Raw genomic sequence first — 19,405 nt, forward strand, 5'->3', positions numbered from 1 at the left:
TTCTATCTATTCATTCGAAAAAGATTTAAAGTATGACCTATGAAGGACGGAAAATTTAAAGTAAGAGAGTTATGATAAAAAATCTAATAAATGCCAATTTACTAGATGCTTCTAGTGAAGGTGTAGATATTCATATTATAAAAAAACATGAAAGAATTGAAAGTGATGAGCCTTTTGTTACAGAAAACTTAGCAGTACTCTTAATTAGATCAGGCAAAGTTATAATTAAACTGAAGGAATTAATTCAAAATCTATCAGCAAGAGATCTCATAGTTATTCCGAAGGACTCGATCTGCACAATTTTTGAAGTTCAAGAGAAACTACAGCTGTATTTAATTACCTTCTCATCAGACTTTGCTGTAAAAAACTGTCTGAAACAAGAATTGGTTGAGTCGTTTTATTTTTTTATAAGGAAAGAACCTTTGAAGGCTTCACTTGAAGAAAAAGAATATCAGGTATTATCTCTAATTTATAAGCTGGTGCATTACATTAATTTAGAGGCGAAAAGAACCGATATTGATGAGGAGCTTTACAGGATAAGCTTAAATTTATTTTTGTATGAACTTAAATTAATTTATGCAAAGTATTCATCTGATGCTGCAATAAGTTTTACGAGGAAGGAAAATTTGGTTATCCAGTTTTTAACCGTGCTTTCTATACATTATAAAAAACAGCATCACGCTAAATTTTATGCAGGTGCACTTTTTATTACAAGCAAGTATTTAAATAAAGTAGTAAAGGAGGTTACAGGAAGTTCTGTAAAGGCATTAATTATTGAAGCTATTATCAGCGAAGCAAAAATTTTATTGGAAGATACTCAAAATACATTTGCAGAAATCGCTGAAGAAATGGAATTTGCAAGTGTCTCAATCTTTAGCATTTTCTTCAAAAAGCATACGTCATATTCTCCGTCGGAATATCGTGCGATTTTTATTGATAGATATAAGAATCGTTAGTTTTCAGTTGTTTCATAGTAAAATCTAAAGATGATGAACATTAATTATCCATTGGAATGGTTTGATACTTTGATACTGCAGACTTTTGATCCACTAACCACAAATATTGAAAGTTTGAATGATAATGATATCTCAGTTATTACCGAAAATATTTCAAAAGAATCTATTAAGATACAAGTGCATCTAAAAAATGAGGTTTTTTCATTAAAAAAGAAAAGACATATACGAGTTACAGTCAGGCAATATCATTCAACATTAATTTTTCTGCTGGACAGCATCATCGAAAACCGTACAGAAAAAGTTCTTAAATCTGAAAAAATAAGAAAACTAGCCGATCTGCTCATTTCAAATCTTGATTATCTTATTTCTTTCATTGAAGACAGGTTTTCGTATTACCTCAGTCTTGACGAAAGAGTTCCGATTACCTATTTAATGGTGTGCAGAAAAGAGCTTGCATTAAAACTTCAGAGAATCAATAAAAGAAACTTAAATGCTGAGCCTGATAAGTTAACTATTAAACGAATTCTAAAAATATTGCAGAATTCAATTGAAGCCGACAATGGCAAAAAACTTACTTATCGGCGGATTCTCTATTTTCGAGAACTTTTAAAACTGCTTGATGAATATAATGATACCATGGAAACCCCATCTGTTTTCACCCCTCTAGATGAACTTTTAATTGACCATAATTTTAATTCTGTGCAGTATATTTCGATCCTTACAGAGAGAATGACTGAACAGATTTATAACACCGAAAAGCAGTCAGCAAAATTGAATCTCCTTTTACTCTTTTTCAAGGATTTCAAGCAGCTCCACTCAAATGTGAAAATTACTTTCGATGCCAGCCATCAGAATATTAAGGATGTCTTGGAGAACTGGTTTGTATCAGAGATTAGCTTTCTGCAGAGCAGGGATGAAATTGAAGAGTTAGATAATGTGCTTTCTAAAAGAAATATAAATTCATCTAGTCAGATACCTGAAAACAAAATCCAGTGCACTCTTTCATCTGACCAAATGGGTCTGATTTTAAGAGCCACTGACGAAACAAGAATATTGAAAGCAAAATCAATGAGTTTAATATTTAAGACGATTGTTCCTTATCTCTCAACTCCATTCAAAAGAAATTTATCATATCAGTCGGTGAGGAGCAAGTCGTATAATCCTGAAGAAAAAGATAAAGAATTTGTTATTAAAACTTTGGAGAAAATTATTAAGCATATAAAGGAATACTAATTTAATTTATGACATCATGAAATCACTATTAAGAATACTGCCATTGTTCAGCCTTTTATTCATCTGCTGCCAGAACAATAAACTGGATAGTAAAACAGCAGAAAGTATGATTGTAAAAAAATACCAATTTCCTCAAGAAATCGATTTTGAGGTTTTCTGCAATGATCCTGTGCATGCGAAAAAAATGCTGGATTCAGGTTTAGAAGAAAAAGGTTTTGTACGAATAATGAAAGTTAGAGAGTATAAAGATGGAGAAAAGCCTTTGATAGAGTTTACAGATTCGGCTGAACCTTTTCTGCTTGAAAGAACAGCAGAGGAACGAGAATACAAAATCCAGAATGTTAAGATCGGAACGAAAAAGTTTGGGGAAATTATTCAGTTAACAGCTGAAACAAATGATAAAAAGATGGCTGTGGCTGAATACATTGTTAAAAATGAACTCAATGAATTTGGAGTTTTATGGCCTGGACTTCCAGCTGAAAAGAGAGAAAAAGCATATTTTATTCTTTCGGATAACGGCTGGAAGATAATTGATAAAAAAGACGCTGAACTAATCATGTTTAGGAAGATTATAGAAAATTAATATTTCTAAACAATAAAATTGACCTCCTTTTTAAGGAGGTTTTTTTATGTCTTAAAATTTTTATTGTTCTCTCAGCCCTTGAAATTATTAAGGGGTACAGGGGTACAACTGGGGTACAGAAAAAGTTGTACTTGTAGAAGTTTTATTTCCGAAGTTACTTTGGAATGTAAAATAAACCGTAATTGTCTTGATGGTTTATTCATAGTATGAGATGATGTTGAATGATAAATGAAAATGCTATGTTAAATTCTATTACATGGAGCAGTTACCTTATAACTGCTATTACTCTATTAGTGTTATGGTATCTATTTGTCGGCCTGCGCTATTATTCTTTTGAAATAAAAGAGATTCTGCAGGGAAGAAAGAAAATTAATTTCCCATTGAGAGGCAGCAGACTAAAAAATAATTCCTTACAGCCTTTTGGGCAGGATGAAAGCAGTCGCACTAATCTTAATGAAGTATTTGAAGAATCATTTGCAACTCTTGATGAGGTAAAAGAACTTTCAGCCCGTCTGACAGCCGCAGTTGCGGAAAGCGCAGAACTAAAACGCTCAAATCTTGAGTTCAAAAATTATATCCGTTTAATTCTTTCGGATTATCCTTATGTGAAGATTTCTTCTTTACGCAGCAACGTAAACATTCTGCTGGCTCTTGATTCAGAAAAGTATCCTGAACTGCTTCTTACTTCAAGCGAGGCAGACGAATTATGGGAAGACAATAATTAAAAAAACAGCAGAGGAATTTTCCCCGTCCGCTCTAGTGCGGTATGGTAAAATGTGACAAGGAGAATAGATGATGTGACGGCGATGTTCCTCTGCTTTTTGAATAAATAGTAATCTTTAAAATGATGTGCGATGGTGAATGATGGAATAAAGGTAAAGTGTTTTTTTAAAAGGAACAAGAAGCTACTAAGCTTAATTTTTCTGCTTTTAATTATTAAAGGAAATGTATATGCCCAGGATGGTGTGGCAGGAATAAATGAAGCGAACCAAAAGGTAAGGAGCTATTTTGATGCAGGTACAGAACTCATGTATGCAGTCGGCGCAATACTAGGACTTATTGGCGCTGTTAAAGTTTATCAGAAGTGGAACGCCGGAGATCCTGATACAGGCAAGGTTGCCGCCGCATGGTTTGGAAGCTGCGTGTTTCTTGTCGTAGTAGCTACAGTAATCAAATCTTTCTTTGGTGTATAGGCAGTCTCGATTATGAGCAGTGTATACCAGATCAACAAAGGAATCAATCAGTCAATTGAATTTAAAGGCCTTAAAGCCCAGTACATATGGTATCTGGGAGGAGGTGTTGTCGGACTGATGATTGTTTTTGCGGTACTCTTTATAATCGGAATTCCTTCGCTGATTTGCGTTGCTTTAATCGGCGCATCAGGGACGGTGATGGCGATTAAGATCTATAAGATGAGCAGGAAGTATGGCGAATATGGAATGATGAAAGCTTTAGCGTCCAGACAAATTCCCAAATGTGTAAAAGTGCGCAGCAGGCTGGTTTTTATAAAATGATAGCTTAAGAACGTTAAAATGGTTTTCGCTATGAAAGTCTTAAATCTTTATGCCGGAATAGGAGGCAATAGAAAAAACTGGACTGATGTATCTGTCACTGCTGTCGAGCTTGATCCGCAGCTGGCAGCTATCTATTCAGAGAACTTTCCACAGGATATAGTGGTGGTTGGAGATGCGCATCAGTATCTTACGAATCATTATAAGGAGTATGATTTTATCTGGACTTCGCCTCCCTGCCAGTCCCATTCATCGTTCAGACAGAATATATGTGTGAGATTCCGAGGTACTCCTGCGGTATTTCCTGATATGAGACTTTATCAGGAAATTTTGTTTCTACGGCATAATGCTGAATGTTTATGGACTGTTGAAAATGTAAAGCCTTATTATAAACCACTCATTGATCCCGATGCTGTACTGCAGCGCCATTTATTCTGGTCAAATTTTGAGATTTCACATCCTGGTCTGTGCGCAGCGATAAAAATCCGGCATGCCCAGATCCCTGATCTTGAACAGGCCTTAGGTTTCAGTTTAAAGGAGTGTAATATTCCAAACAAAAGGCAGGTGCTTCGGAACTGCGTGGATCCAAATCTTGGAGAGCATATTTTGAAGGAAGCCAGAAGCCTCTGGCGTAGAAAAGCAAAAATTAGTAAAGCGAGGAAAAATGGAAAAGGAATTGGATGATGTTTTACCGATTATGGATGTGCAGCATGACTGCATTTTGTCAAAGCAAGGTGATATAACGATTGTATTTAAAGCTGATCTGCCTGAGATTTTTACGCTCTCGGATCAGGAATATGAAGCCTTCCACCAGTCATGGATCAAGGCTGTCAAGATACTTCCGCATTTCACCGTATTTCATAAGCAGGACTGGTTTTTGGAAAGCAGGTACAAAGCGGATTTCGAGAGTGGAGACCGCAGCTTTTTAACCCGAAGCAGCGAACGGTTTTTCAATGAAAGGCCCTTTCTGGATCATTCCTGCTACATTATGATAACTAAAAAACCGGCAGGACGTAAAAATTCCAGTTCGTTGTTTTCTAGTCTTATAAGGAATAAATTAGTTCCACAAGAGACGCTGAAAACCCAGTTTCTTCAGGATTTCATTGACAGCACAGGGCAGTTTAAAAGGATCATGGAAGACAGCGGGTTCATCCGTCTGGCCAGGCTCAGAAACGATGAGCTGAAGAGCCAGAACAGAAAAATGGGGATCATAGAAAAATACTGTTTTTTATCTGATGATGAGCATTCGTTCGTGTACGGCGACCTCAAGTTTTCAGACGGGATGCAGATAGGAGAGAAGCACAGCCAGCTATTTACCCTTGGAGATGCTGCTGATCTGCCCGCTCTGTGCGGGTCACGAATCAATTTTGACAGATACTCGACTGATAAGACAAAGTTCAGTGTCGGTTTTGCTTCTACGCTGGGCCAGCTCCTTTCGTGCAATCACCTTTACAACCAATATATTTTCATTGAAGATGCACAGAAAACCATCCAAAAGCTGGAAAGTAAAAGATTAAGACTCCAGTCATTATCCGCCTACAGCCGTGAGAATATGATTGCAAGGGATGCCACTAATGATTTTCTCAATGAAGCGATTGCACAGCAGAGACTGCCTGTCAAGGCACATTTTAATGTCCTGGCTTGGACCTCAGAAAAAGAAGAACTGAAAGACATAAAAAACAAGATATCATCCGCACTGGCGCAGATGGATGCTGCCGCCAAACAGGAAACAGTCGGCGCACCACAGATCTATTGGGCAGGGATTCCCGGCAATGCGGCCGATTTCCCGATGAATGATGCTTTTGACACCTTTACTGAACAGGCCGTGTGTTTTCTGAATATGGAAACAGGCTATCGTTCCTCGCTGAGTCCCTGCGGTCTTCGTTTAGGTGACCGTCTGACGGGCAAACCTGTTCATGTTGATATCAGTGATGAGCCGGTAAAGAAAGGGATCTGCACCAACCGGAATAAGTTTATACTCGGGCCATCAGGAAGCGGCAAATCTTTTTTTACTAATCATATGGTCAGAAGCTATTACGAGCAGGGAACGCACATTGTATTGGTGGATGTCGGCCACAGCTACAAAGGATTATGCGATATGGTCAGCGGCTATTATTTCACCTATGACGAGAAGAATCCCATCCGCTTCAATCCTTTTTACATCAGCGAGGGAGACAGTCTGGATACGGAGAAAAAAGAGAGCATCAAAACGCTGCTGCTGGCACTTTGGAAGAAAGATGACGAAACCTTCAACAGAAGCGAGTATGTGGCGCTGTCCAATGCCCTGCAGCTGTACTATGAAAATCTTGAAAAGGATAAAAGCATTTTTCCCTGCTTCAATACATTCTACGAGTTTCTGAAAGAGGAATTTGTGTCGATCCTTCTGGGAGATAAAGTGAAAGACAAGGATTTTGATGTCAATAATTTTCTTTACGTGCTCCGTCCATATTACAGAGGAGGCGAATTTGATTATCTGCTGAATGCAACAGAGAATCTGGATCTTCTCCAAGAGCGCTTTATTGTATTTGAGCTTGATAATATCAAAGACCATCCTATACTGTTTCCGGTGGTGACCATTATTATTATGGAGGTATTTATCAGCAAGATGCGAAAACTGAAAGGAATACGAAAAATGATACTGATTGAAGAAGCCTGGAAAGCCATTGCAAGGGAGGGGATGGCAGAATATCTGAAGTATTTATTCAAAACCGTTCGTAAGTTCTTTGGTGAGGCGATAGTTGTTACCCAGGAGGTGGAAGACATCATTTCATCCCCTGTGGTGAAGCAGGCAATAATCAACAACAGTGACTGCAAAATCCTGCTGGACCAGAGCAAGTATCAGAACAAGTTCGACCAGATTCAGGAACTGCTCGGGCTGACCGAAAAGGAAAAAGCTTTGGTGCTTTCAGTGAACAAAGCCAATGATCCTGATAAAAAGTACAAAGAAGTTTTTATATCGCTGGGAGGAATGCTTTCCAAGGTCTACCGAACAGAGGTGTCTTTGGAGGAATATCTTGCCTATACTACCGAAGAAAGCGAGAAGGTCAAGATGAATGCTTATGCAAAACAGTTTGGCGGGGACATCAAAAAAGGGATTGCCGCTATGGCCCGCGAAATAAGAAATGGAAATTAAAAATTAAGTCAAATGAAAACGAAAATTAGAGTAGCCGCATGTCTTATGTGTTTTCTGCTGATCAGCACGCCTGTACGACCGGCGGAAAAAACAGCAGTCCTCCCGATTCTGGAGATCGTGAAAGCAGTCACAAAGAAAGTTATCAAGGCTATCGATCTTGGGATCCAGAGGCTGCAGAACAAAACCATCTGGCTTCAAAACGCGCAGAAGCAGGTGGAGAATACACTTTCCAAGCTAAAGCTTGATGAGATTTCGGACTGGACAAAAAAACAGCGTGATCTTTATAAAGGCTATTACGAGGAACTGCAGAAGGTGAAGTCCATCGTTACCTACTACCAGAGAATTAAGGAAATCTCATCAAAACAGACCCGTCTAATTGAAGAATACGAGAGGGCATGGAATCTTTTTAAAAGAGACCAGAGTTTTACAGTCTCGGAACTGGAATATATGGAAAAGGTATATGACGGCATACTTGAAGAGAGCATGAAAAATATAGATCAGATATTTTTAATCATAGAATCTTTTACCACGCAGATGAGTGATCTGAAAAGGCTGGAAATCATAAATAAAGCGGCGGATCAGATTGACACCAATTACAATGATCTCCGGATTTTCAACCAGCAGAATGTGCTGCTGAGTCTTCAGAGAGCAAAAACAGAAGCTGAAGTAAATAAAGTGAAACAATTTTACGGAATTCCGTAAACAGTACTCAAAAAGATGAAAAAGACAATATTGATATTCATAATAACAGCACTGCTTAGCGGCGTTCTTCAGGCGCAGCAGGCAAAACAGAAAAGAATGCTGCTGCTTCAAATTGCGGCATTGCGGACTTATGTGGATTATGCTGCAAAAGGGTATAAAGCAGTTAAAAACGGGCTGAATTTTATTTCGGATGCTAAGAAAGGGGAAGTGAACCTGCACGGTGATTATTTTACGTCGCTTCTTTCAATAAATCCAAAGGTTAGGAACTACACAAGAGTTGCCGAAATAGTCTCGCTGCAGGTTCAGATTTTAAAAACCTATAAAAGGACATTTATAGAACTCCAGAAAGACGATCTGTTTCACGGCAGTGAACTGGATTATATTGAGCGGACATTCAGACGCCTGCTTGAAAGCTGTGATGAAAGTATTGATACGCTGCTTTTAATTACGACAAGCACCAAACTTCAGATGAAGGACGACGAGAGAATTGAGCGTATTGACAAGCTTTATGAGACAGCGCGTGAAGACTACGCTTTTTGCGAAAAATTCAGCGGGGAAATTAAAGTGCTTGCATTATCGAAAGCTAAAGAAAAAAATGACAGCAGACAGTCTGGGGAATTGTATGGCTTATAAACAAACTTACTATGAAAAAGAAGTTATTAATTTTTGCAGTGTCACTTTTAATGTGTGTTCCTTTTTCAGCAAAGGCACAGTCTGCTGAAATCCAGCAGCTCATATTAAATATCGAAAAACTATCTCAGTTTAAAAAGATATTGAGTGATATGAAGAAAGGCTACGATATACTGAGCGGCGGATACAAAGCTGTAAAAGATATGTCCGAGGGAAATTTTTCTCTTCATAAGACTTTTTTAGATGCCCTGAGGCAGGTAAGCCCTGTTGTGAAAAATTACAAGCGGGTAGCAGACATAGTAGACTATCAGTTTACACTGATGAAGGAAAGCCACAAAGGACTTGAACAGATCCTTAAAAATGAACGGTTCAGTGAGAAGGAAATACAATATTTTGAAAAAGTGTATTCGAATCTAAGCAGGGAAAGCCTTAGAAATATTGATGAATTGACATCCGTAATCACATCAGACAAACTCAGAATGACTGATGATGAAAGACTCGAAGCTATTGACAGGATCTACGAGGACATGCAGCAGAAGGTGCTGTTTCTCCGCGACTTTAACGGATCGGCATCTGTACTTGCATTGCAGCGTTCTAAGGAATCTAATGACGCGGCCTCAATTCGAAAAAACTATCATTTTAAAGATTAAACAGCATACCATGATAACGATTTTAAAAAAAGCTTTTCCATTTTTTCTTCTTCCCGAGATGGTTTCAGCTCAAGGACCAGGCGATGATATCGACAGTCTTCATTCAGTTTTGGAACAGCTGTACGATGAGATGATGCCGCTCTGCAGCAATCTTATGGGAGTAGGGCAGGGCATAGCGGGATTTGGAGCAGTCTTCTACATTGCTTCAAGAGTCTGGAGACATATTGCCAATGCTGAGGCAATTGATTTTTACCCGCTTTTCAGGCCGTTTGTGATCGGATTCTGTATTATGATATTTCCTTCTGTGCTCGCACTGATAAATGGAGTCATGAAGCCGACAGTCACTGCTACTGCTTCCATGGTTTCAGGATCCAATAAAGCTATTGAAGTGCTTCTGAAGGAAAAAGAAAAAGCAGTCAAGGAAAGTGCTCCATGGAAAATGTATGTCGGCGTTCTTGGGACGGGCGACCGGGACAGATGGTATAAGTATACCCATGACGGAGCTGATCCTTCAGATGAAGGACTTATGGAAGGAATAGGGAATGATGTGAAGTTTGCAATGGAAAAAGCTTCCTACAGCTTTAGGAATTCGGTAAAGGAGTGGGTAAGCGAGGTACTGCGGATTCTATTCGAGGCCTCTTCATTATGTATAGATACCCTGCGGACTTTTCAGCTGGTGGTGCTTTCCATCTTAGGGCCTCTGGTGTTTGGAATTGCAGTTTATGACGGATTCCAGCATACTCTTACGGTCTGGCTTGCCCGATATATTAATATCTATCTGTGGCTTCCCGTGGCCAACATCTTTGGCAGTATTATCGGAAAAGTTCAAGAGCAGATGCTGAGGCTGGACATTTCGCAGATCAATACATCAGGCGATACGTTTTTCAGCAGAACCGATATAGGCTACTTGATTTTTATGATTATAGGCATAGTGGGATATTTTACAGTGCCCTCTGTAGCAAACTATATAGTGCACGCATCAGGCGGAAGCGCACTGGGGCAGAAAGTCACCAGTCTGTTTGGCGGTTCCACTTCCTCTGTCATCGGAGGTGCGGCAGCTGGAGCGGGAATGGTAATGGATACGATGGGCAATGCGGCAGGAAAAATGAGCCAGAGCATGTCATCGTCTTCGACATCCTCTCCTTATTTTGAAGATAAAGGAAACTATATGAGCGAGAGGCTCAAAGGAAATTCTAAAAATTAAAAGCATGCGGTTATGTTCAGCAGGATGAAAAATATAGATACAGCTTTCCGCCACGTAAGAGGGTTTACGATGCTGGTCATTGCAGGCAGTACAATCATTACGGGTTATGCACTTTATAAAAGTTTCAGCGCTGTCGCTTTGATGCAGGATAAGGTTTATATCCTTGCAAATGGAAAAGCGCTGGAAGCGTACGCGTCAGACCGTAAAGATAATGTTCCGGTTGAGGCAAGGGATCATGTAAAGACATTTCACCAATATTTCTTCAGTCTTGATCCTGATGATAAAGTGATTAAAGCCAATGTAACAAAAGCCCTTTATCTGGCCGATAATTCGGTTAAGCGCATATACGATGATTTAAAAGAAAACGGGTATTATTCGGGTATTATATCAGGAAATATAAGCCAGACAGTTCTGATAGACAGCGTTACCATTGATATCAATGAATATCCCTACCGCTTTAAATGTTTTGCCAGACAAAGCATTATTAGGACTACCAGCATTTTAAACAGAAACCTGATTACAGAAGGCACGCTGCGTAATGTTTCAAGGAGTGATAATAATCCCCACGGTTTTCTAATAGAGCGCTTTAATACTTTTGAGAACAAAGATCTTGGCACTGTAAACAGAAAACCATGACAAGCTTATTTAGAAAACACAAAAGCATCCGAAAGGATTCACGGATTTATCTTATGATCAGATTCTGGTGGGTGGTTAAAATGAATAGGATTACTAAAAAACTTTCCAAATCACAGCTTTGGTTATCTCTTGCAGTTTTTATGATAACGGGAACAGTTCTTTGTTTTTACAAAGTAATAGGCGGTGTTTTACTTTACAGTCCTGAATCAATCAGCATTGAAGGAATATCAGTTGTTAAGCCTATTTATTCTGATCAGAATAAAGCACAGCATTTATTTCATATGCCGCTTAAAAAAAGTGAGAACCAATCTGATCTCGGCAGATACATAGACAGTATAATAGATGTTTCTGGTAAAATCGATTTAGATAAAAAATATAATTCCAAAGACGCAGACTTTTAAATGCTCTAAAAGTCTGCGGAAATCAATACAGGTAACTATAATAAATGAAATTATGGAAAATAAAACACTTTCAGCCAAAGGCAGAAAGGACCGTAAAATGATGCTGGTTCTTCCATTGCTTATACTGCCGTTTATAACAATGCTCTTTTGGGTTCTTGGAGGAGGCAAAGGAAAAGAAACTGCGCTTTCAATAGAAAGGAAACCAGGTTTAAATTTGCTTCTTCCAAACCCAAAGTTAAAGGAAGATTCTTCATTGGATAAAATGAGCTACTATGATCAGGCTTCGGTTGATTCATTAAAGCGTGAGGAGCAGAAGAAAAAAGATCCTAATTATTCGATGATTAATGCAGATGAAAGTAGCCTTGAATATGACGACTCTTTTGATCCAGATTTAACTTCAATGAGAAGTCAAAAAGACGGACTTAACACAGGTTATTTAAAACCGGAAAATGAGCAGAAGATGTACCAGAAACTTCAGGCGCTCCAAAAGGCAATTGCAGTGCCTCCTAAAGTAAATGGCTATGATCAGGATATGAGAGAGTTTCAATACCAGAAGCCGCCTTACAGTGAATCAGCGGAAATGAAAAACCTGGAACAGCTGATGGCTGCTATGAGCGCACCATCTGAACCTGATCCAGAACTGGCGCAGCTGGGAGGGATGCTGGAAAATATCCTGGATATCCAGCACCCTGAGCGTGTTCAGGAAAAGCTGAGGCAGAATTCAAAGATTCAGAAAGGGAAAGTATTTTCGGTGAGCAGGAAAGCAGATGAGCAAAGTATAAGTGCAATGCAGAGTACTTCACAATCAGTGATAAAGCAGGAAGCGAATTCTTTTTATTCTCTGGAAGAACAAAACGTTAACGAAGAAATACAGAATGCGGTTGAGGCGGCAGTTCATGAAACGCAGACCATTGTAAACGGTTCAATTGTGAAGATAAGGCTTGTAAATGATGTTTTTATTAACGGTGTACTCATTCCAAGAAACAGTTTCGTATTTGGTACTGCATCTCTGAAAGGAGAAAGACTGGAAATAAAGATAAACACCATAAAATACCTGAATGCCATTTTCCCTGTGGAACTTGCAGTTTTTGATATAGACGGCATAAAAGGCATTTATATTCCCGGCACAATTAACAGGGACGTTGCAAAAGCCTCTGCTGACAGGTCAATGCAGAGTATCGGGCTTGCGGGTGTAAGTGATTCATGGGGAGCCCAGGCTGCTGGAATGGGAGTGGAAGCGGCGAAAACACTTTTGAGCAAAAAAGTAAAGCTTATTAAAGTGGCAGTCAAAGCAGGCTACAAAGTGCTGCTTTATGATGAGAAGGAAAAGAATGAAAAATAACTGTAAACTATTCAACATGAAAAAAATAAAACTAATACTATTTATATGGGTTTTTCTCACAACAGTTTCAGGATATACACAGTATAATTTAAAATCTGAATATAATAATATACAGCTCAGCAATTCAAAAACTACCAGTATCTTATTTCCATATGCTGTCAAAAGTCTGGATATCGGCAGCCGTGATGTTTTGGTGCAGAAAGCTAAAGGAGTTGAAAATGTTCTTCTTCTTAAAGCAGGAAAACAGAATTTTCAGCAGACCAACCTTACTGTAGTTACATCCGACGGAAAGCTTTACAGTTTTATATTGAACTTTGACGATTTATGCCCGACTTTAAACATTGATGCCGGACTGCGAAATCCCGACGATAAACATCTGCTGTTTTCGATGGAGAATGAAAACCAGAAGGAAATAAAGGATTATGCAATGCTCGCATTATCGAAAAAAAATAAGGTAAGCAGACTTAGTTCAAGAAGATCAGAAATTGAACTTAAAGTTGACGGTATTTTTATTCATCAGGACATAATGTATTTCAGAGTCTTTTTAGGCAATGATTCTAAAATTAATTATGATGTAGATCAGCTTCGTTTTTTTATCCGTGACCAGAGAAAGTCGAAACGCACCGCATCACAGGAAATAGAGATTATACCGCTTTTCAATACTGGTGATTTCAACCGGATTTCTGATAATTCTGAAAATACAGCTGTATTTGCGTTGCCTAAATTTACAATACCCGAAAAGAAAAAGTTTACCATGCAGGTCTTTGAGAAAAACGGAGGCAGACATCTGGAGCTGAATATCAAAAACAGGAACCTGGTAAATCTTGAAATTCTAGGTAACCTTTAAGCAATACTAATTTTAAATGTAAAAGATCATGAACCAGAAAAATTTAGATTACCTTAAAGATCAGTTGAAATATACTGGATTTGGGGAAACTTTTGAAGCAGAACTGAAGGCAAATATGCTGAAAGGCGAAAAAGATTTTAAAATTGTTCACACAGGTATTATGAACAATGGTGTTCCTAATAAGGACAGCTTGACTGTTGAACTAAATTTCAAAAAGTCGGAACAGAACGATATGTATTTTTTTAATTCCTACCATGTTAACCTGCAAAAGGAGGAAAACAAACCGGGATTGGAGCAAACCTTTTACATCAACAAAGAGGGGAGCATTACAATGAAAGAAGCCTATAATTTGATGGAAGGACGATCTGTCAATAAAAATCTTCAAAGTAAGGAGGGTGAAACCTATAATGCCTGGATTTCTTTGAATTTCAAGGAAACCGACAACAGTGGCAACTTCAAGCTGAACCAGTATCACCAGAATTACGGCTATGATCTGGAAGCTTCACTGGAGAAGCATTCGATAAAAGAACTGCTTACGCCCCAGTATAAAAAAGACTTAATAAATTCTCTCAAAAAAGGAAATCTACAGTCTGTAACTTTTGTTGTGGGTGGAGAAGAACGAAAACAGTTTGTGGAAGCGAATCCGCAGTTTAAAACGGTAAAGGTTTATGATTCTTCATTGCAGAGAATCAATGATAGAGAAAGTAAAAATGAGAAACAATCGCAATCAAAAGAAAAGAGTGCGGCGCAGAACAATAATGATGATGAGCCAGCACAGAAAGAATTGAATTCTGCATCACGTTCAAGGAAAGCAGGCAGATCAGTTTAGTTTCAGTAATCCACTTAAAGATTAAATATGTCGTCTGAGAACAATAGAATACAGAATGAAGTAAAAGAGTGGATGTCCAAGGAAGATAAACTTAAATCTATATTTGGTAAAAGCCCAGGCATCGAGCGCTCTTTTGGCATAGAAAAGCTGAAATTCTTTAGAATGCTTCTCTTTAAGTATGGTAAAACAAAATCCTTGGACGAACTTATTACTGTACAGTTTCTGAAGCACGAATATAAAAGCTTAAGACATAAAATTTATCCTAACGTCTTCAAACGTCTTTTTAATGATGCAGTAAATTCTATTGTATTTGAAAGAATTCATAAACCCGCATACTTAAAAGATTTGGATGCTAATAAAAAAGCATTGGAAGTACAGCTTAAAAACACGGGTTTCGCTCAAGTATGGGAAAAAGTTCTGCATCAAATGAAAGAGGAGCAGCTGAATTTTTATATACCTGTCTCTTATCATATATCTGAAAAGGAAAGGCTTGATCATTCACTTCATTTTGCAAAAGATGTACAAGGAGCTTACCGGTTTGAAGGTTTTACATCAACCCTGCATACAGACTCTATTCCGTCAGGAAGAAGTACTCATCATTTTAAAAATGAGACGTCCGAATATTTTAATGTAGATGAAGCGTATAATATGCTCGCTGGAAGATCAGTACTTAAAAACGGCACATGGAAACAGTTTAATTTTTATGACAAGGATTTAAGTGAAAATTACCGGATGCATGAGTTTCCTCAGGATTATGGCTATAGAGTTGAAAATGTTTTAGCTCTTCTTCCTCTTAAGAATACAGATGGAGAGACATTTTACGATTTATGCAGTTCCTTAAAAGAAGGCAAAATAGAAGAGGCGGTGCTGTTAATTGAAGGCAGAGAAGTAAAAACTTTTATTGAGGCTAATCCACGTTTTAAAACATTAAACTTTTATAATGACAGAATGCAGAAGATAAGTTTAAAAGAGTTGGAAAGAGGATGTAAAATTCAGCAGGTAAAGAAGCCTGAGATGCATATTGAAACATCTTCAAGAAAGATGACTCCAAAATTCTGATTTAAAACCTATGGATAATCTTCAAATCTTAACCAGATTTTTTAAGGCAATTGAAGATGATTATAGAATTGGAACTACCCATATAGCAATTTTTACAGCTTTACTCCAGTTTCGCGCTTCTAAAGATCACATCAATCCAATATTAGCATATAGTATCGAAATTCAAAACATCGCCAAAGTGATGTCTCCTAAAACTTATCATAAATGTATGCATGATCTGGATAATTACGGCTATCTGGTTTACGTCCCAACGAAGAATAAAAACAAAAGAAGCAGCATCTATTTTCATTTGGAATGAGCTTTAAATTTCTAAATCATGAAAAAAACGAAAATTTTGGAATGCTTAGATGAACTTTTAAAACATGAATCCAGATTAATTGTGCTAGAAAGAATTTTGAAGAAAAATTTTAAAGTTGATATCAATAGTAAAATATCCGCTTCAGTTTCTAATCCATGCAGATGTAAAAGTTCATTTACTAAGATAGAGTTTGCAAATCTTTTTTACATTCTTATGGATGAAGGTTTTTTATTTTTTGAAAGATTGGATAAAAAGAACAACAGGATTGAATTTCAAAAGTTTTTAGAAAACAATTTTACTTATTTTGGAAAGAATGGCAGGCAATGTGAAATCAAAAATATAAGTAAAGAATTTGCTGAAAGCAAAGGATATACGTATAGAGAAAAACAGATTGAGTTTTTAGACTTATTGATTTTTAGATTACAAGAAAGAAAATCAAGAATTGAAAATTGGTAGTCTGAACAAAATTTGTGTTTAATAACTTAAAAAAATTAATTAATGAAAAAGGATGTCAAAAAAAAGAAACTCTCATTTCTTATGAAAGTTAAAAAGATGATTGATCCTGTCGTTGTAAAACTTGAGACCATTGATTCTAAAATAAATTCAAGAGGGAATGAAGGCAGGCCTGCTTATTACAGGAATGAAGATTTAAAAAAAATATTTGGGCTCTCACCAAATACAATAATAAAATATAGACAGACAGGAATCCTTCCTTATTCAAAACTTGGTGAAATATTCTTGTATGACTCAAGTCAAATTGAAAAAATTCTTCAGGAAAATAAAAGCTGAGAATAAAAAGTGTAAGTAAATATTCATGTAAAAAAAAAGTATCTTTGAGAGTAACTAATTAAAAATTAATACCATGGGACTTAAGACCGGACCAAAAATAATAGCCAAATCAACAGGAGAGCCTGACAAGAGACAGCGTGATAACAAAGATATACCAGGAAACACGCCTTCATTAAAACCGCCAGTAAAGAAACCTAGAAAATAAATTAAAAAAACAGAGGATTTCAAATTTTGAAATCCTCTGTTTTTTTTACGAAACTTTATCTTCATATTTAGATTTAACCATATTCATATCCTCCATTATATTCACATCTAGTACTTTCGCATAGTGCTGCGTTTGTTTGATGTTCGTGTGCCCCATCATAGCTGAAACATTTTCTAGTCTGACTCCGTTGCCAAGAGTTACTGTAGTTGCAAAAGTATGTCTTGAAACATACCAGGTTAGATACTTGTTAATTCCGCACACATCAGCAATTTCCTTTAAATAAGCATTCATTTTTTGATTTGAAATACTTGGCAGTAATCCAAGCTGCTTCCCATTGTACTTTTGAATGATTTTTTCAACTGGCGGCAGAACTGGAACATTTTCTTTTATAGATGTTTTTGTTCTGTTGGATATAATCCATTGGTTGCCGTTATTGTCTTTTGATATATTTTTTTGTGAAAGTTTTAAAGCGTCAGTTGGAGCATATCCTGTGTAACAGCTAAATAGAAATATATCTCTGACTCGGTCCAGTCTTTCAATAAAGAAAACTTTTTTCTCTATAGCATCAAGTTCGGACTGTGAGAGAAATACAGCATCTTTAACACTTAGTTTTCCCTCATAAACATTAAATGGATTTTTTTGGATCAGATCCATCCTGATAGCATAATTAAAGGCAGTTTTATACATCTTAATATACTTTACTACTGAGTTGTTTTTTATTCCTATGTGGCCTTTAAAATTGCTTTCGTATTTAAGAAATTCTTCAAGATTGTAGATAAAAGAACTTGATATTTCATCAGCGGGAATGTCGACTAAATTGTATTGTTTTACCATAAAGTTAGCGATAAGTTCAGAGCTTCGTCTGTATTTCTGCAGTGATGCGGCTGCTCTTTCACCAGCTTCTACTTTTTTTGCAAAGAATTTATTATGGCGGTGCATAATTTGAAGCAGTGTAGTTCTGTTTGTCTGTACTTTAGATTTGCCTGAAAGTTCTGCTTTAAGCACTTCTAGAGGAACATCTGGATCGACATTGAAAAGCTTATTGAACTTCTTCTCGACATTCAGGCGGTAAATATCCAGATAGTTTTTCAGTACCTTTTCCTTTTCAAGTCTTAAAAGAATTCTTAATTTGTTTGTGTAATCCCATCTTTCTTTTGAGATGGCCTTTCCAGTGCTCAAGGAAATTCTTTTTTGTTTGTAGGTAATACGTGCAAATATTGAAAACTCTCCATTCTTATCTGCCTTTTCCGATTTCAGGTAAAAAATTACTTTTAACATGCTTTCTAGTTTTTAAATTAATAATCAAATTGATTTAAAAATTTCGAAAGACACCTTTGTTTTCAGGGAATCCAGAGAGAATTCTCTTTGAATTAGTACACTTTTTTTATGGTCAAAACCCACCAAAATAAAAGTGTACTTAAAAGTGTACCACGCTTTGCAATAACATGTGATTTTTGACAATTGCCAAAAAACAAAAAAACCTTTAAATACTTGTATTTAAAGGGTTTTAACTTTTAAAGTTTCTTTTTGAAACTCCGTTCAGCGGAGAAAGAGGGATTCGAACCCCCGGACCTGTTACAGTCAACAGTTTTCAAGACTGCCGCATTCGACCGCTCTGCCATTTCTCCAGTATGTTGCTATCGTTTTCTGATTGCGAGTGCAAAGATAAGGTGTTTTTTGAATTGTGAAAATTTTTTTGAAACTATTTGCGAAAAAAAATGCTATAAAAAAAGAAAACCCTTAACGTAAGTTAAGGGTTTTAAAGTTTAGCGGAGAAAGAGGGATTCGAACCCCCGGACCTGTTACAGTCAACAGTTTTCAAGACTGCCGCATTCGACCGCTCTGCCATTTCTCCAGTATGTCGCTCTCATTATCTGATTGCGAGTGCAAATATAGTACGCTTTTCCGATTATAAAAACTTTTTTAGCGGTTTTTTTAAGTTATTTTTCAAGTGTCTAATTATCAGTATTTCCGAAAGTCAGGTTTTTGGAAAATTTACTCTAAGTCGTCTAAAATTGGCACTGGTTTTTTGTTTTCATCCACTGCAACAAACGAAAAAGTTCCTGAAACTACCGTTTCGCGAAGTTCTGAATACATTTGTTCCATAAAAATATCAACGTGAATTTTACAACTTGTTCTTCCAACGCTGACAACATTTGCTACTAATTCGATTAAAGTACCAGCTGGAATTGCTTTTTTAAAATCAATTTGACCAGTTGAAATCGTTACAACTTTCTTTCGACTGAATCGCGTAGCACAAATAAAAGCAACTTCGTCCATAAGATGAAGCGCCGTACCACCAAACAAAGTGTCGTAATGATTCGTTGTAATAGGAAAAACCGCTTTAAAAATATGAGTTTCCGATTTTGAAATTCTTTCTTCTAATGTTCCCATAGA

Annotated in this window: 24 protein-coding genes and 2 tRNA genes; 22 read left to right on the forward strand and 4 right to left on the reverse strand. The window is 37.1% G+C overall.

Features of this window, described 5'->3' with window-relative positions; translation table 11 throughout:
• Window positions 1-71: 71 nt before the first annotated feature.
• The 22 genes from NLG42_RS10700 (at window position 72) to NLG42_RS10805 (ending at window position 17,008) form a co-directional block, all read left to right on the forward strand.
• Window positions 72-956, forward strand: coding sequence for a helix-turn-helix domain-containing protein (locus NLG42_RS10700; protein ID WP_257683752.1), 885 nt, complete (start codon window positions 72-74; stop codon window positions 954-956).
• A gap of 30 nt (window positions 957-986) precedes the next feature.
• Complete coding sequence (locus NLG42_RS10705; RefSeq protein ID WP_257683753.1) at window positions 987-2,189, forward strand: hypothetical protein; 1,203 nt, start codon at window positions 987-989, stop codon at window positions 2,187-2,189.
• Between the two features lie 16 nt (window positions 2,190-2,205).
• On the forward strand, window positions 2,206-2,772 hold the full coding sequence (locus NLG42_RS10710) for a hypothetical protein (protein WP_257683754.1): 567 nt from the start codon (window positions 2,206-2,208) through the stop codon (window positions 2,770-2,772).
• Between the two features lie 239 nt (window positions 2,773-3,011).
• A complete protein-coding gene (locus NLG42_RS10715) occupies window positions 3,012-3,497 on the forward strand; it encodes a hypothetical protein (protein WP_257683755.1) in 486 nt (161 codons plus the stop codon).
• A 129-nt stretch (window positions 3,498-3,626) separates the two neighbouring features.
• Window positions 3,627-3,965, forward strand: coding sequence for a DUF4134 domain-containing protein (locus NLG42_RS10720; RefSeq protein WP_257683756.1), 339 nt, complete (start codon window positions 3,627-3,629; stop codon window positions 3,963-3,965).
• 12 nt (window positions 3,966-3,977) lie between these two features.
• A complete protein-coding gene (locus NLG42_RS10725) occupies window positions 3,978-4,286 on the forward strand; it encodes a DUF4133 domain-containing protein (RefSeq protein WP_307774307.1) in 309 nt (102 codons plus the stop codon).
• A 30-nt stretch (window positions 4,287-4,316) separates the two neighbouring features.
• Complete coding sequence (locus NLG42_RS10730; RefSeq protein ID WP_257683757.1) at window positions 4,317-4,967, forward strand: DNA cytosine methyltransferase; 651 nt, start codon at window positions 4,317-4,319, stop codon at window positions 4,965-4,967.
• Entirely contained in the window at window positions 4,948-7,416 is a 2,469-nt protein-coding gene (locus NLG42_RS10735) for a TraG family conjugative transposon ATPase (RefSeq protein ID WP_257683758.1), read from the forward strand. The genes NLG42_RS10730 and NLG42_RS10735 overlap by 20 nt, the downstream gene beginning before the upstream one ends.
• A gap of 12 nt (window positions 7,417-7,428) precedes the next feature.
• Window positions 7,429-8,118 carry a conjugal transfer protein TraI gene (locus NLG42_RS10740; protein WP_257683759.1) on the forward strand — a complete coding sequence of 230 codons (690 nt, stop codon included), beginning with the start codon at window positions 7,429-7,431 and terminating at the stop codon, window positions 8,116-8,118.
• A 15-nt stretch (window positions 8,119-8,133) separates the two neighbouring features.
• Window positions 8,134-8,751: a hypothetical protein gene (locus NLG42_RS10745; RefSeq protein WP_257683760.1), complete on the forward strand. Its 618-nt coding sequence runs from the start codon at window positions 8,134-8,136 to the stop codon at window positions 8,749-8,751.
• 11 nt (window positions 8,752-8,762) lie between these two features.
• Window positions 8,763-9,398, forward strand: coding sequence for a TerB family tellurite resistance protein (locus tag NLG42_RS10750; protein WP_257683761.1), 636 nt, complete (start codon window positions 8,763-8,765; stop codon window positions 9,396-9,398).
• A gap of 10 nt (window positions 9,399-9,408) precedes the next feature.
• A complete protein-coding gene (gene traJ, locus NLG42_RS10755; protein ID WP_307774308.1) occupies window positions 9,409-10,602 on the forward strand; it encodes a conjugative transposon protein TraJ in 1,194 nt (397 codons plus the stop codon).
• Between the two features lie 24 nt (window positions 10,603-10,626).
• Entirely contained in the window at window positions 10,627-11,238 is a 612-nt protein-coding gene (traK, locus tag NLG42_RS10760) for a conjugative transposon protein TraK (protein WP_257683762.1), read from the forward strand.
• Window positions 11,239-11,318: 80 nt separating this feature from the next.
• Window positions 11,319-11,639: a hypothetical protein gene (locus NLG42_RS10765; protein ID WP_257683763.1), complete on the forward strand. Its 321-nt coding sequence runs from the start codon at window positions 11,319-11,321 to the stop codon at window positions 11,637-11,639.
• A gap of 52 nt (window positions 11,640-11,691) precedes the next feature.
• Entirely contained in the window at window positions 11,692-12,981 is a 1,290-nt protein-coding gene (gene traM / locus NLG42_RS10770; RefSeq protein WP_257683764.1) for a conjugative transposon protein TraM, read from the forward strand.
• Between the two features lie 16 nt (window positions 12,982-12,997).
• On the forward strand, window positions 12,998-13,828 hold the full coding sequence (gene traN, locus NLG42_RS10775) for a conjugative transposon protein TraN (RefSeq protein ID WP_257683765.1): 831 nt from the start codon (window positions 12,998-13,000) through the stop codon (window positions 13,826-13,828).
• A 28-nt stretch (window positions 13,829-13,856) separates the two neighbouring features.
• On the forward strand, window positions 13,857-14,657 hold the full coding sequence (locus NLG42_RS10780; RefSeq protein ID WP_257683766.1) for a hypothetical protein: 801 nt from the start codon (window positions 13,857-13,859) through the stop codon (window positions 14,655-14,657).
• Window positions 14,658-14,684: 27 nt separating this feature from the next.
• Window positions 14,685-15,716: a hypothetical protein gene (locus NLG42_RS10785; RefSeq protein WP_257683767.1), complete on the forward strand. Its 1,032-nt coding sequence runs from the start codon at window positions 14,685-14,687 to the stop codon at window positions 15,714-15,716.
• Window positions 15,717-15,726: 10 nt separating this feature from the next.
• Window positions 15,727-16,014, forward strand: coding sequence for a hypothetical protein (locus NLG42_RS10790; RefSeq protein WP_257683768.1), 288 nt, complete (start codon window positions 15,727-15,729; stop codon window positions 16,012-16,014).
• An 18-nt stretch (window positions 16,015-16,032) separates the two neighbouring features.
• Window positions 16,033-16,470 (forward strand): hypothetical protein, encoded by a 438-nt coding sequence (locus NLG42_RS10795; RefSeq protein WP_257683769.1) that lies wholly within the window; start codon window positions 16,033-16,035, stop codon window positions 16,468-16,470.
• Between the two features lie 42 nt (window positions 16,471-16,512).
• A complete protein-coding gene (locus NLG42_RS10800) occupies window positions 16,513-16,803 on the forward strand; it encodes a helix-turn-helix domain-containing protein (RefSeq protein ID WP_257683770.1) in 291 nt (96 codons plus the stop codon).
• Between the two features lie 73 nt (window positions 16,804-16,876).
• Complete coding sequence (locus NLG42_RS10805) at window positions 16,877-17,008, forward strand: hypothetical protein (RefSeq protein ID WP_257683771.1); 132 nt, start codon at window positions 16,877-16,879, stop codon at window positions 17,006-17,008.
• A gap of 45 nt (window positions 17,009-17,053) precedes the next feature.
• Here the strand turns inward: NLG42_RS10805 and NLG42_RS10810 are convergent, their stop codons facing one another.
• The 4 genes from NLG42_RS10810 to NLG42_RS10825 all read right to left on the reverse strand — a co-directional run bounded on the left by NLG42_RS10810 (window position 17,054) and on the right by NLG42_RS10825 (window position 19,402).
• Window positions 17,054-18,286: a site-specific integrase gene (locus NLG42_RS10810; RefSeq protein ID WP_257683772.1), complete on the reverse strand. Its 1,233-nt coding sequence runs from the start codon at window positions 18,284-18,286 to the stop codon at window positions 17,054-17,056.
• Window positions 18,287-18,551: 265 nt separating this feature from the next.
• A tRNA-Ser gene (locus tag NLG42_RS10815) sits at window positions 18,552-18,636 on the reverse strand.
• A gap of 142 nt (window positions 18,637-18,778) precedes the next feature.
• A tRNA-Ser gene (locus NLG42_RS10820) sits at window positions 18,779-18,863 on the reverse strand.
• A gap of 140 nt (window positions 18,864-19,003) precedes the next feature.
• Window positions 19,004-19,402: an acyl-CoA thioesterase gene (locus NLG42_RS10825; RefSeq protein WP_089056793.1), complete on the reverse strand. Its 399-nt coding sequence runs from the start codon at window positions 19,400-19,402 to the stop codon at window positions 19,004-19,006.
• Window positions 19,403-19,405 lie beyond the last annotated feature (3 nt).

Origin of the sequence: Flavobacterium plurextorum, from assembly GCF_024638035.1 — a bacterium.
Lineage (GTDB): Bacteria > Bacteroidota > Bacteroidia > Flavobacteriales > Flavobacteriaceae > Flavobacterium > Flavobacterium plurextorum.

Excerpts from the sequence above, each read along its gene's own strand:
- NLG42_RS10705 (WP_257683753.1), top strand. The coding sequence starts at position 987 with ATGATGAACATTAATTATCCATTGGAATGGTTTGATACTTTGATACTG.
- NLG42_RS10740 (WP_257683759.1), top strand. The coding sequence starts at position 7,429 with ATGAAAACGAAAATTAGAGTAGCCGCATGTCTTATGTGTTTTCTGCTG.
- traM (WP_257683764.1), top strand. The coding sequence starts at position 11,692 with ATGGAAAATAAAACACTTTCAGCCAAAGGCAGAAAGGACCGTAAAATG.
- NLG42_RS10765 (WP_257683763.1), top strand. The coding sequence starts at position 11,319 with ATGAATAGGATTACTAAAAAACTTTCCAAATCACAGCTTTGGTTATCT.
- NLG42_RS10800 (WP_257683770.1), top strand. The coding sequence starts at position 16,513 with ATGAAAAAGGATGTCAAAAAAAAGAAACTCTCATTTCTTATGAAAGTT.
- traK (WP_257683762.1), top strand. The coding sequence starts at position 10,627 with ATGAAAAATATAGATACAGCTTTCCGCCACGTAAGAGGGTTTACGATG.
- NLG42_RS10725 (WP_307774307.1), top strand. The coding sequence starts at position 3,978 with ATGAGCAGTGTATACCAGATCAACAAAGGAATCAATCAGTCAATTGAA.
- NLG42_RS10730 (WP_257683757.1), top strand. The coding sequence starts at position 4,317 with ATGAAAGTCTTAAATCTTTATGCCGGAATAGGAGGCAATAGAAAAAAC.
- NLG42_RS10805 (WP_257683771.1), top strand. The coding sequence starts at position 16,877 with ATGGGACTTAAGACCGGACCAAAAATAATAGCCAAATCAACAGGAGAG.
- NLG42_RS10720 (WP_257683756.1), top strand. The coding sequence starts at position 3,627 with ATGGTGAATGATGGAATAAAGGTAAAGTGTTTTTTTAAAAGGAACAAG.
- NLG42_RS10810 (WP_257683772.1), bottom strand. The coding sequence starts at position 18,286 with ATGTTAAAAGTAATTTTTTACCTGAAATCGGAAAAGGCAGATAAGAAT.
- NLG42_RS10780 (WP_257683766.1), top strand. The coding sequence starts at position 13,857 with ATGAACCAGAAAAATTTAGATTACCTTAAAGATCAGTTGAAATATACT.
- NLG42_RS10790 (WP_257683768.1), top strand. The coding sequence starts at position 15,727 with ATGGATAATCTTCAAATCTTAACCAGATTTTTTAAGGCAATTGAAGAT.
- traJ (WP_307774308.1), top strand. The coding sequence starts at position 9,409 with ATGATAACGATTTTAAAAAAAGCTTTTCCATTTTTTCTTCTTCCCGAG.
- NLG42_RS10825 (WP_089056793.1), bottom strand. The coding sequence starts at position 19,402 with ATGGGAACATTAGAAGAAAGAATTTCAAAATCGGAAACTCATATTTTT.
- NLG42_RS10700 (WP_257683752.1), top strand. The coding sequence starts at position 72 with ATGATAAAAAATCTAATAAATGCCAATTTACTAGATGCTTCTAGTGAA.
- NLG42_RS10735 (WP_257683758.1), top strand. The coding sequence starts at position 4,948 with ATGGAAAAGGAATTGGATGATGTTTTACCGATTATGGATGTGCAGCAT.
- NLG42_RS10715 (WP_257683755.1), top strand. The coding sequence starts at position 3,012 with ATGTTAAATTCTATTACATGGAGCAGTTACCTTATAACTGCTATTACT.
- NLG42_RS10710 (WP_257683754.1), top strand. The coding sequence starts at position 2,206 with ATGAAATCACTATTAAGAATACTGCCATTGTTCAGCCTTTTATTCATC.
- NLG42_RS10750 (WP_257683761.1), top strand. The coding sequence starts at position 8,763 with ATGAAAAAGAAGTTATTAATTTTTGCAGTGTCACTTTTAATGTGTGTT.
- NLG42_RS10745 (WP_257683760.1), top strand. The coding sequence starts at position 8,134 with ATGAAAAAGACAATATTGATATTCATAATAACAGCACTGCTTAGCGGC.
- NLG42_RS10795 (WP_257683769.1), top strand. The coding sequence starts at position 16,033 with ATGAAAAAAACGAAAATTTTGGAATGCTTAGATGAACTTTTAAAACAT.
- NLG42_RS10785 (WP_257683767.1), top strand. The coding sequence starts at position 14,685 with ATGTCGTCTGAGAACAATAGAATACAGAATGAAGTAAAAGAGTGGATG.
- traN (WP_257683765.1), top strand. The coding sequence starts at position 12,998 with ATGAAAAAAATAAAACTAATACTATTTATATGGGTTTTTCTCACAACA.